The 12,232-nt window shown below is 56.9% G+C and carries 9 protein-coding genes; 1 reads left to right on the top strand and 8 read right to left on the bottom strand.

Annotated features, from left to right (window positions below):
- Positions 1 to 47 precede the first annotated feature (47 nt).
- The 3 genes from glmM to ftsH all read right to left on the bottom strand — a co-directional run bounded on the left by glmM (position 48) and on the right by ftsH (position 4,258).
- Entirely contained in the window at positions 48 to 1,391 is a 1,344-nt protein-coding gene (gene glmM / locus KO499_RS06585; RefSeq protein ID WP_215982900.1) for a phosphoglucosamine mutase, read from the bottom strand.
- Positions 1,391 to 2,221 (bottom strand): dihydropteroate synthase, encoded by an 831-nt coding sequence (gene folP, locus KO499_RS06580; RefSeq protein ID WP_215982899.1) that lies wholly within the window; start codon positions 2,219 to 2,221, stop codon positions 1,391 to 1,393. The genes glmM and folP overlap by 1 nt, the downstream gene beginning before the upstream one ends.
- Positions 2,222 to 2,314: 93 nt before the next feature.
- Entirely contained in the window at positions 2,315 to 4,258 is a 1,944-nt protein-coding gene (gene ftsH, locus KO499_RS06575; RefSeq protein ID WP_215982898.1) for an ATP-dependent zinc metalloprotease FtsH, read from the bottom strand.
- A gap of 389 nt (positions 4,259 to 4,647) precedes the next feature.
- Here ftsH and yhbY point away from each other — a divergent pair, with 389 nt between their 5' ends.
- Entirely contained in the window at positions 4,648 to 4,959 is a 312-nt protein-coding gene (yhbY, locus tag KO499_RS06570; protein ID WP_215982897.1) for a ribosome assembly RNA-binding protein YhbY, read from the top strand.
- A gap of 117 nt (positions 4,960 to 5,076) precedes the next feature.
- On the opposite strand, the gene greA is transcribed toward yhbY, so the two are convergent.
- The 5 genes from greA to dnaJ form a co-directional block, all read right to left on the bottom strand.
- Entirely contained in the window at positions 5,077 to 5,556 is a 480-nt protein-coding gene (gene greA, locus KO499_RS06565; RefSeq protein ID WP_215982896.1) for a transcription elongation factor GreA, read from the bottom strand.
- Between the two features lie 4 nt (positions 5,557 to 5,560).
- Positions 5,561 to 8,779, bottom strand: a complete 3,219-nt coding sequence (gene carB, locus KO499_RS06560; RefSeq protein WP_215982895.1) for a carbamoyl-phosphate synthase large subunit — start codon at positions 8,777 to 8,779, stop codon at positions 5,561 to 5,563.
- 80 nt (positions 8,780 to 8,859) lie between these two features.
- Entirely contained in the window at positions 8,860 to 9,990 is a 1,131-nt protein-coding gene (carA, locus tag KO499_RS06555) for a glutamine-hydrolyzing carbamoyl-phosphate synthase small subunit (protein WP_228339770.1), read from the bottom strand.
- A 223-nt stretch (positions 9,991 to 10,213) separates the two neighbouring features.
- Positions 10,214 to 11,014 carry a 4-hydroxy-tetrahydrodipicolinate reductase gene (gene dapB, locus KO499_RS06550; protein WP_215982893.1) on the bottom strand — a complete coding sequence of 267 codons (801 nt, stop codon included), beginning with the start codon at positions 11,012 to 11,014 and terminating at the stop codon, positions 10,214 to 10,216.
- A gap of 25 nt (positions 11,015 to 11,039) precedes the next feature.
- Positions 11,040 to 12,173 (bottom strand): molecular chaperone DnaJ, encoded by a 1,134-nt coding sequence (dnaJ, locus tag KO499_RS06545; protein WP_215982892.1) that lies wholly within the window; start codon positions 12,171 to 12,173, stop codon positions 11,040 to 11,042.
- Between the last annotated feature and the right edge of the window lie 59 nt (positions 12,174 to 12,232).

The raw sequence follows: 12,232 nt of genomic DNA, 5'->3' as shown, positions 1-12,232 counted from the left end.
ACTATACAGCACTCCCTCCTTGCAGACAACCGCCTGAAAACACAAAATTAAGCGGTGGATTTCTCGACAACTTGTGCCAACCCTTCAACCACTCGCAGGATTTCATTTTCATCCTGCCCTTCTGCCATCACCCGAATCAAGGGCTCCGTTCCAGATGCTCTGAGCAGAATCCGGCCAGAACGGCCCAGCTCCGCTTCGGCCCTACGCACGGCGGCCACAATATCGTCACGGCTGAATGGATCAAAACGCTGACCAACCCGAACATTGATCAGTTTCTGGGGAAGTTTGCTCATCCCCTGACGAAGTTCTGCAAGCGTTTTTCCGGACTTCCAGACCGAGAACAGTACCTGCAGCGCCGAGATAATCCCGTCACCGGTACTGGTACAGTCACGAATCACCATATGACCTGAACCCTCTCCGCCAAGCACCCAGTTGTTGGCCTTCAACCGCTCCATCACATAACGATCACCAACGTTTGCTCGCTCGAACTGAATCCCGATTTCCTTCAGAGCCAACTCAACCCCAAGATTCGTCATCAAGGTACCGACAACGCCACCCCTGAGACGATCTTCCGCGAAACGCTGGGAAGCAATGACATAGAGAAGTTCATCTCCATCCACTTCGGAGCCGTCACGATCGACCATCAACACCCGATCACCATCACCATCGAAGGCGATACCCAGGTCAGCCTCTTTTTCAAGCACCGCAGCCCGAAGCCCATCGAGATGGGTGGAGCCGACATTCAGATTGATGTTCAGACCATCGGGATTTCCGCCGATTACCGTCACTGTTGCCCCAAGCTCGCTGAACACTTTGGGAGCCACGTGATAGGTTGCGCCGTGAGCGCAATCCAGAACAATCTTCATACCTTCAAGCGTAAACTCGTTGGGCACCGTACTCTTGCAGAACTCCACATAGCGCCCTGGTGCATCGTCCACGCGCGACGCCTTACCCAATTCTGCGGGCTCGCATACCTCAATCGGCTTATCCAGCCAGCGCTCTATCTCTGCTTCCAGAGCGTCATCCAGCTTGGTACCGGCCGCCGAAAAAAACTTGATACCGTTGTCATGGTGCGGGTTATGAGACGCACTGATCACGATTCCGGCCGACGCCCGAAACGTACGGGTAAGGTAGGCAATCGCCGGAGTCGGCATCGGGCCGAGCAGCTTCACATCCACGCCTGCGGCAGACAGGCCGGCCTCGAGGGCGGATTCAAACATGTAACCGGAGAGCCGGGTATCCTTCCCAATCAGTACACTGTTGCGTTGACCGTCCTGCTTGAACGCTTGTCCGGCGGCCCACCCCAGCTTGAGCATGAACTCCGGGGTAATCGGAGCCTCACCAACATGCCCTCGAATTCCGTCCGTACCGAAATACTTTCTCTCCGACATCAACCTGCCTCCTTTACTGCCGTCACAACACGGACGGCGTCCACTGTTTCCGCGACATCATGGACACGAATAATACCGGCCCCTTTCATGGCAGCTATTGTCGCGGCCGCAAGGCTTGCGGGCAACCTTTCATTCACCCCCCGGCCAGTGATATGCCCCAGCATCGATTTCCTGGAAACGCCGACCAGCAGCGGATACCCCAGACTGCGCAGGTACTCAAGAGAGGCTAACAGTTGAAGGTTATGGTCCAGGCTCTTACCAAAACCAAACCCCGGGTCGAGAAGAATCCTGTCAGAGCGAACACCGGCCAACCCGGCCGCGCGTACTCTTTCTTCTAGAAATGCACTTACCTCACGGCACACGTCCTGATATTCAGGGCGGTCCTGCATGGTATCCGGCTCTCCCTGGATATGCATGACGCACACCGGAATTCCCGCCCTGGCAACCACCTCCGGCGCCCCCTCGCGCTGGAGCGCCCGTATATCGTTTATCAAACCGGCCCCGAGTTTTGCGGTCTCTGCCATCACTTCAGGCGCGCTAGTATCGACCGAGACTACGACGTCCAGCTCCCTGGCCGCCAGCTCCACCACAGGACAAACCCGGTCCAGCTCTTCCTGCACGGAAACCGGAGCGGCACCGGGTCTGGTCGATTCGCCACCAATATCTATGAAGGACGCTCCATCAGCGACCATCTGCCTGGCTCTCACCAGCGCTGCATCCGGCCGGTTGAACCTGCCACCATCGGAAAACGAATCCGGCGTTACATTTAAAACTCCCATCACTTGGCAACGGGAAAGATCCAGCTCCCGACCGGCAAAATTCATTTTCATGACAAACCTTTTCTGACTGACAAAAACAAGCGCCGCCCGGAATCCGGGCGGCGCAGGGGACTGCATTGCTTTCTGGCTCACACGCTCTGTGAGTCAGTGCTCTCCAGCGGGCCGACCAACACCTGGATGGTGACCGTCATCGGAGGACTTCGGCTCCGGCGTTGCCTCGGCATCGTCAGCCTTAACGCCGCCGGCAGGACCGCTGTCGCCCCAGCCTTTTGGCGGACGAGGCGTCCGACCTTCCATAATGTCGTCGATCTGATGACGGTCGATCGTCTCATACTTCATCAGGGCGTCCGCCATCATATCCAGCTTGTCACGGTTATCTATCAGAATCTGCCTGGCCTTCTCATAGCAGGTGTCGATGATATTCCGGACTTCCTCATCAATCCGCTGAGCTGTTTCCGGCGAGTAGACTGTCTGGGACTGCCCGGCAGATCGGCCGAGGAACGGTTCCTCACTATCAGTATCGTACTGCAGCGGACCCAGCTTCTCGGACAGCCCCCAACGGGTCACCATGTTCCGCGCCAGACTGGTCGCACGCTCGATATCATTGGAAGCACCGGTAGTAACACCGTCGAATCCGAGGGTCAGCTCTTCAGCAATACGGCCACCGAACAGACTACAGATAGAGCTGATCAGGAAACGCTTGCTGTGACTGTACTTGTCTTCTTCCGGGAGGAACATGGTCACACCCAGAGCCCGACCACGCGGAATAATACTGACCTTATAAACAGGATCGTGCTCAGGCATCAGCCGGCCCACAATCGCATGCCCGGACTCATGATAGGCCGTGTTCATCTTTTCTTTCTCGCTCATGACCATGGACTTGCGCTCAGCGCCCATCATGATCTTGTCCTTCGCGAGCTCGAATTCTTCCATCGACACCAGGCGCTGGTTTCGACGCGCCGCAAACAAGGCCGCCTCGTTTACCAGGTTGGCAAGATCCGCACCGGAGAAGCCCGGAGTACCACGGGCAATCAGGGCAGGCTCTACGCCATCGCCCAGAGGCACCTTCTTCATGTGCACTTTGAGAATCTGTTCACGACCGATGATGTCAGGCAATCCAACGACGACCTGGCGGTCAAAGCGGCCAGGGCGCAGCAGCGCCGGATCGAGAACGTCCGGACGGTTGGTCGCGGCGATAACAATCACGCCTTCATTACCTTCGAAGCCGTCCATTTCAACCAGCAACTGGTTCAAAGTCTGTTCGCGCTCGTCGTGACCACCGCCCATGCCGGCGCCACGATGACGTCCGACCGCATCAATTTCATCGATGAAAATGATACAGGGGCTTTGCTTCTTGGCCTGCTCAAACATGTCACGGACCCGGGAAGCACCCACGCCCACAAACATTTCCACAAAATCAGAACCGGAAATCGAGAAGAACGGAACCTTGGCTTCGCCGGCAATCGCCTTGGCCAGCAGGGTTTTACCGGTACCCGGCTGCCCCACCATCAGGACGCCCTTGGGAATGCTGCCACCCAGGCGCTGGAATTTGCTGGGATCCCGCAGGAAATCCACCAGCTCTTTCACATCTTCCTTGGCCTCATCAACACCCGCCACATCTGCAAACGTGGTCTTGATCTGGTCTTCACTCATCAGGCGCGCTTTACTCTTGCCGAACGACATGGGGCCTTTGCCACCACCACCGCCCTGCATCTGGCGCATGAAGAATACGAACAATGCAATAATAATCAGTATCGGGAAGGCGGCAACGAGCAGCTGTGTCCACAGGCTCTGGCGCTCAGGCTCCTTACCGATCACTTCAACATTATTGGCAAGCAGATCGTCCATCAGCTTGTTATCTGACACCTGCGGACGGACTGTCTGGAACTGGGAGCCGTCACCACGGGTACCCTGAACCTGCAACCCATCAATTGTGACCTGACGGACCTGCCCTTGCTGGACCATCTCCACAAATTGGGAGTAATTGACTTGTTGGCCGGTGGTGGTGGGAGAGAAATTCTGAAACACCATCAGCAGCACGGCGGCTATAATTAGCCAGAGAACCAGATTTTTTGCCATATCGTTCAAGGATCATCACCTGTGAATTGAAGGGATTACTTCTCGCAAAGCGCCCTTTTCTTACACCTTACACCAATTGTACGCCGGTCCACCAGAAACGGCCCATCCGTATCGACCACACGCATTTACAGATAGCCTGATGAAAAGCGACCGCATCTTTCATAGTGGGCGCCATATCCGAAATTACAACAGCAACATCGGATCAGGGTCCGAAAAACCCGGGTTTATTGGACCCGAAGCCCACAAATTTGTTCCATCAGCCCGCCTGCGACCACCTCGATAGGTGTTAACGTCGATTTTTCCGGCAGGGCAATCTGTTACAATCCACGGATTATACGTTCAAGTCAGCGCAATCGCCGCTGACCTTTTGTTAATCGCACCGATAAAGAGATTGCATCATGAGTCTTTCACCGGAACAGCGCCGGGAATACCGGGCCATTGCCCACAACCTGAAGCCGGTCATCATCGTTGGTGACAAAGGCCTGTCCGAGGGACTTCAGGAAGAGCTGGAGCGTGCCCTGAGTGATCACGAGCTGATCAAGATCAAGGTAGCCAGCCAGGATCGTGACGCCCGACAGGAAGCCATTGCGGCCCTGTGCCAATCTTCCGGCGCCGAACTGGTGCAGACCATCGGCAAGATCGCCGTGATTCTGCGCCGGGCAAAGAAGCCCAACCCCAAGCTTTCCAATCTGCTTCGCCACAAACACTGACCCGACACACCGAAAGCAGACATGAAAAAGCCGGCCTGGGATTCCCAGACCGGCTTTTTCATGTCCGAACCTTCAGGATCAGGTCAGCTGAAAGCTGTCACCTGATCCCTCGCGAGGTCAGATATATTCCACCTGCTCGATCTCGTACTCCACGGTACCGGATGGCACGCGGATAGCAACGACATCACCTTCGCTCTTACCCACCAACGCCCGGGCAATCGGCGAGGAAATCGACAACTTGCCAGCCTTGATATCTGCCTCATCCTCACCAACGATCGTGTAAGTCACCTGCTCATCGGTGTCCAGGTTAAACAGATGCACCGTGGTACCGAAAATCACCCTGCCGGTATTCTCCATGGTGGTAACGTCGATGACCTGAGCCGCTGAAAGCTTCCCTTCAATTTCCTGGATTCGGCCTTCAATAAAGCTCTGCTGCTCTCGGGCTGCATGGTATTCAGCGTTTTCTTTCAGATCGCCATGCTCACGGGCATCAGCGATTGCTGCGATCACCCGTGGACGATCTTCAGACTTCAGTTTTTGAAGCTCCTCTCGGAGGCGAGCTTCTCCCGCCTTTGTCATCGGTACTCTTTCAGCCATAGTCTCACTTTCCTGCGTGAAGATCCTGGAGGCGGCGTACAGTGCGCTCCGGGCCGAACTTGATGGCCCGACAGAAGGCTTCGCCGCCCGCCAGTGTCGTTGTGTAGGTCACTTTGGTCTGCAATGCCGACTGACGGATCTGGGCCGAGTCGGAAATCGCCTTGCGACCTTCAGTGGTATTAATGATCAGCTGAACCTGACCGTTCTTGATTGCATCCACAATGTGCGGACGACCTTCCCGAACCTTGTTCACCCGATCAACCTCGATCCCGGCTTCCCTCAGGGCTTTGGCTGTTCCGGTGGTAGCCACCAGCTTGAAGCCGGCCTCAACCAGGTCACGGGCAACTTTTTCAGCTCCGGGCTTGTCGACATCCCGCACCGACATGAACGCTGTCCCCTTGGCCGGCAAGCGCTCGCCAATGGCCAGAGCCGCCTTGGCAAAAGCCTCATCAAAGCTGTCGCCCAGCCCCATGACCTCACCGGTCGACTTCATTTCCGGCCCGAGGATAGGATCCACCGCCGGGAACTTGTTAAACGGGAACACGGACTCTTTCACAGCGTAGTAACTCGGGATAATTTCCTGAGTAAACTCGAGCTCTTTCAGGCTCTTGCCGGCCATCACCCGGGCTGCCACCTTGGCCAGAGACACTCCGATGGCCTTGGACACGAATGGCACGGTCCGGGAAGCCCGCGGGTTGACCTCAATCACGTAGATCTCGCCATCCTGCCAGGCCAGCTGAACGTTCATCAGGCCGATAACCTCGAGCTCAATAGCCATCTTCTTGACCGCATCACGCATCTCGTCCTGAACCTGCTGGGACAGAGTATACGGCGGCAGCGAACAGGCGGAGTCACCGGAGTGCACGCCGGCTTGCTCAATGTGCTGCATGATGCCACCGATTACCACGTCTTTGCCGTCGGAAATGGCATCGATATCGACTTCGATGGCGGCATTAAGGAAGTGATCCAGCAGTACCGGGCTGTCGTTGGACACCAGCACCGCGTTGCGCATGTAGCGCACCAGCTCTTCCTCGTCGTAAACAATTTCCATGGCACGACCACCCAGCACGTAGGACGGACGTACCACCAGCGGATAACCGATTTCCCGGGCCGCCAGAATGCCCTCCTCGTGACTGCGCACGGTCGCGTTTTCCGGCTGTTTCAGTCCCAGGCGGGTAATCATCTGCTGGAAGCGCTCACGGTCCTCGGCGCGGTCGATCGCGTCAGGGCTGGTGCCGATTATCGGCACTCCGGCCGCTTCCAGGCCACGAGCCAGCTTCAGTGGCGTCTGGCCACCGTACTGGACGATCACGCCCTTGGGCTTCTCAACGTGGATAATTTCCAGCACATCTTCCAGAGTGATCGGCTCGAAGTACAACCGGTCAGAGGTGTCGTAATCGGTGGACACGGTCTCCGGATTACAGTTGATCATGATGGTTTCATAGCCGTCTTCACGCATGGCCAATGCCGCGTGTACACAGCAGTAATCGAATTCAATGCCCTGACCGATCCGGTTGGGTCCGCCGCCGATCACCACGATCTTGTCGCGATCGCTGGCATCCGACTCGCACTCTTCCTCATAGGTTGAGTACATGTAAGCGGTGTCAGAGGCAAACTCGGCGGCACAGGTATCGACCCGCTTGTACACAGGCCGGATGTCGAGCTCATGACGCAACTTGCGCAGGCTGACTTCCGAAATCCCCAGAAGCTTGGCCAGACGGGAGTCAGAGAACCCCTTGCGCTTGAGACGGAACAGGGTGGCCTGATCAATGTCGGCCTTGCCGGCGCACTTCAATGCCTGCTCTTCCCTGATCAGATCTTCAATCTGCACCAGGTACCAGGGATCCACGTGGGTATGGGCGAACACATCCTCCACGGTCATGCCGGAACGGAAGGCGTCGCCGATGTACCAGATTCGCTCGGCACCGGGCACATTCAGTTCCCGGGTCAGGGTCTCCCGGGAATTCTCGGAGTCCAGATCCTCGAGCTTTTCATCGAAGCCTTCGGCTCCCACTTCCAGACCACGCAGGGCCTTCTGCAACGATTCCTGGAAGGTCCGGCCGATGGCCATGACCTCACCCACGGATTTCATCTGGGTGGTCAGGCGGGCATCAGCCTGAGGGAATTTCTCGAAGGTAAACCGGGGGATCTTGGTGACCACATAGTCGATGGACGGTTCGAACGAGGCCGGGGTGACACCGCCGGTGATTTCGTTACGCAGCTCATCCAGGGTGTAGCCCACCGCGAGCTTGGCAGCGACCTTGGCAATCGGGAAGCCGGTCGCCTTGGATGCCAGGGCAGAAGAACGGGACACCCGGGGGTTCATCTCGATCACAACCATACGGCCGGTGTCCGGATTGATACCGAACTGAACATTGGAACCGCCCGTTTCCACTCCAATCTCACGCAGCACCGCCAGCGAGGCGTTCCGCATGATCTGGTATTCCTTGTCGGTGAGCGTCTGGGCCGGGGCCACGGTGATCGAATCACCGGTGTGCACGCCCATGGCGTCGAAGTTCTCGATGGCGCAGACGATGATGCAGTTGTCATTCCTGTCCCGGACAACTTCCATCTCGTACTCTTTCCAGCCGATCAGGGACTCGTCGATCAGCAATTCGTTGGTTGGAGACAGGTCCAAGCCGCGAGTACAGATTTCCTCGAATTCATCTCGGTTATAGGCAATACCGCCACCAGAGCCGCCCATGGTGAAGGAGGGGCGAATGATGCACGGAAAGCCGATGTCGTCGGCCACTTTCCAGGCTTCTTCCATGGAATGGGCGATGGTCGCACGCGGACATTCCAGGCCAATTTTCTTCATGGCCTTATCGAAGCGATCCCGGTCCTCGGCTTTATCAATGGTGTCGGCGTTGGCGCCGATCATTTCCACGCCGTGCTTTTCCAGGACACCGTGGCGCTCCAGATCCAGAGCGCAGTTCAGTGCCGTCTGACCGCCCATGGTAGGCAGCAGCGCGTCTGGCTGTTCTTTTTCGATAATTTTTTCGACGGTCTTCCAGGTAATCGGCTCGATGTAGGTGGCGTCCGCCATGACCGGGTCGGTCATGATGGTGGCCGGGTTGGAGTTAACCAGGATAACCCGGTAACCCTCCTCGCGCAGCGCCTTGCAGGCCTGGGCCCCGGAATAATCAAATTCGCACGCCTGCCCGATCACAATGGGGCCGGCGCCCAGGATCAGGATGCTTTGGATGTCGGTACGTTTTGGCATGTCTTGGTAAACCTGTCAGCAACTTTTGAATTCAGGCAGCGCAACACGCGGCGCCCGTGAGTTTCCCATCGCGATCGACTTCAGGCCGATCGCGCCTCCATCAGGCGGATAAACTCGTCAAACAGCGGGGCCACGTCGTGAGGACCGGGGCTGGCTTCCGGGTGCCCCTGGAAGCTGTAAGCCGGCTTATCAGTCCGGCGAATGCCCTGCAAGGTGCCATCAAACAGAGACTTGTGGGTCGCCTCCATGTTGGCCGGCAGAGTTGCTTCGTCCACAGCAAACCCGTGGTTCTGGCTGGTAATCATTACCGTGCCTTTGGCGATATCCTGCACCGGATGATTGGCACCGTGGTGGCCGTGCCCCATCTTCATGGTTCTCGCACCGCTGGCCAGCGCCAGCAACTGGTGCCCCAGACAGATACCGAAAACCGGAATATCGGTTTCCAACACGTCCTTGATGGCAGTGATGGCGTAATCGCAGGGCTCGGGATCACCCGGGCCATTGGACAAAAACACGCCATCCGGATTCATCGCCAGCACTTCCGAGGCCGGTGTCTGGGCCGGCACAACCGTGATGTCACAGCCGCGGGACGCAAGCATACGCAGGATATTCAGCTTCACACCGTAATCCCAGGCAACAACCTTGAACCTGGCTTGCGTCTGCTCACCGTAGCCCTCACCCAGAGCCCACTCGGTCTCGTTCCAGGACCAGGTCTTGTCGGAGGTGACTTCTTTTGCCAGATCCATGCCTTTGAGGCCAGGGAAGGCTCGCGCCAACTCCAATGCCCGCTCGGCGGTGGCATTTTCCCCTGCCACGACGGCTCCGTTCTGTGAGCCCTTGTCCCGGAGAATGCGGGTCAGACGGCGGGTATCTATATCGGCTATGCCAACAACATTGTTGCTTCGCAGGTAGTCATCCAGGCTCCCCTTGCTGCGCCAGCTACTGGCCAGCAGAGGCAGATCGCGGATAATCAGGCCAGCGGCCTGAATCCGATCTGACTCGATGTCTTCTTCATTCACACCCGTGTTACCGATGTGCGGATAGGTCAGGGTAACGATCTGGCGGGAATAGGACGGATCTGTCAGGATTTCCTGATAGCCGGTCATGGCGGTGTTAAACACCACTTCACCACTGGTTTCTCCGTCAGCGCCAATGGCACTGCCGTAGAACAGGCTTCCGTCTGCGAGTGCAAGGATTGCTGGTGTGCTCAAGGCTTGTATCCTCATCGAGTGGCGTATCGGTTCGTCACGAACAGGAACGCAAGCGCAAATTCCGGTTGCAAAAAAGCGAGACAGAGTCTTGGCTCGGTCCCGCTTTTTCAGAAACTTGGTGCAAAGGTACGCTTGGTGCAGTTAAACCGCCTTATTGTAAGAAATATGGCGCTTTATGTCCATCTGAAATCCTGACCGGAATCACCGACAAAGGGCCAGTTCGCTATTTCAGTTTCAGAACGTCCTGCATATCGTAAAGGCCCGCCGGCTTATCCTTCAGCCACAATGCTGCGCGCATGGCGCCCTTGGCAAACGTCATCCGACTGCTGGCCTTGTGGGTGACTTCTATACGCTCACCCTCGGTGGCGAACAGAACGGTGTGATCACCGACCAAGTCGCCCGCACGAATGGTTTCAAAACCGATTTCTTTGCGGGTGCGCTCGCCAGTAAAACCTTCGCGTCCATAAACGGCGCACTCTTTCAGATCGCGCCCAAGGGCATCGGCGACCACTTCGCCCATGCGCAGGGCCGTGCCGGAGGGCGCATCTTTCTTGTGGCGATGGTGGGCTTCGATGATTTCAACATCATAGTCGTCACCAAGGGTCGCTGCGGCGGTACGCAGCAGGTTGAGGACAACGTTCACACCCACACTCATGTTGGGCGCAAACACCACCGGGGTGGATTCTGCCGCCACGGCAAGCTGCTGCTTTTCTGCATCTGACATGCCAGTGGTACCAATAACAAGCATCTTGCCATTGGCTTTGCAGAATTCGGCGTTCTCGAGCGTCAGGTCCGGGAAGGTGAAATCAACAAGGACATCAAAATCATCCTTTACCTCGGCCAGATTCCCGGCCATTTTCACGCCCGTTTTTCCGATACCGGTCATTTCTCCGGCATCTGCACCCACCAGACTGCTGTCCGGATCAATGACAGCGGCACCAAGCTCAAGGCCTTCAGTACCGTCAACAGCCTCAATCAGGACCTTTCCCATACGCCCGGCGGCGCCGATGATTGCTACCCTCATGCTCGCGTTCCTTTTTTCGGGCCGATCAGAATTTCATTTCGTCAAAGAAGCTTTTCACACCCTCAAACCAGGACGTCTTCTTCGGGCCATGCTCTGTACCATTACTGCCGTCCAGGGTTTGCTGAAACTCCTCCAGCAATTCCTTCTGACGCTTGGTCAGGTTCACCGGCGTCTCTACGATAACCCGGCAAAGCAGGTCACCTGCCGGGCCACCACGAACCGGGCTAACCCCCTTGTTACGCAGACGGAAGAGCTTGCCGGTCTGGGTTTCCGGCGGGATTTTCAACTTCACCCGGCCATCCAGTGTCGGCACTTCGAGCTCTCCACCCAGAGACGCATCAACAATGCTGATCGGCACTTCGCAATAAAGGTTGCGACCATCGCGGGTAAAAATGGAATGCTCACGCACTGCCATTTGCACATACAGATCTCCGGGAGGCCCACCATCAATTCCCATTTCACCTTCGCCCGAAAGGCGAATGCGATCACCGGTGTCAACGCCAGGTGGCACCTTGACGGAGAGCGTTTTCTCTTCCTGAACCCGACCCTGGCCATGACAGGCCTTACAGGGGGACTTGATCACCTGGCCAGAACCACGACAGGTTGGACAGGCCTGCTGCACCGTAAAGAAACCCTGCTGCATCCGCACCTGCCCCATACCCTTACAGGTACCACAGGTTTCCGGACTCGAGCCTTTTTCCGCACCGCTCCCGTCGCACACTTCACATTCACGATGCCCTGGAATCTTGATCTGAACAGTCTTACCCTTCACAGCCTCTTCGAGGTCCAGTTCCAGGGTATAACGCAGATCGGCGCCACGGGTATTGCGGCCACGACCACCAGCGCCGCCGCCACCGAAGATGTCGCCGAATACGTCACCGAAAATATCAGAGAAGCTTGCGCCACCGCCCCCGAATCCACCACCGGCCTGACCGTCCACACCGGCGTGGCCAAACTGGTCGTACGCGGCACGTTTGGATTGATCCGCCAGAATTTCGTAGGCTTCGCTGGCCTCCTTGAACTTGTTCTCGGCTTCGGTGTCGTCCGGATTACGGTCGGGGTGATACTTCATTGCGAGCTTCCGATAGGCTCGCTTGATTTCCTTCTCGCCCGCATCCCGGGAAATTCCGAGAATCTCGTAATAATCGCGCTTGGCCATGCTTTTAAAACCCTGTTTTTAAACGCGGAAAACGCGGGAGTCCCCCGCGTTTTCCAACC

Source organism: Marinobacter sp. F3R08, from assembly GCF_018860425.1.
Lineage (GTDB): Bacteria > Pseudomonadota > Gammaproteobacteria > Pseudomonadales > Oleiphilaceae > Marinobacter.
This window is presented reverse-complemented; position numbering and strand designations above follow the sequence as displayed.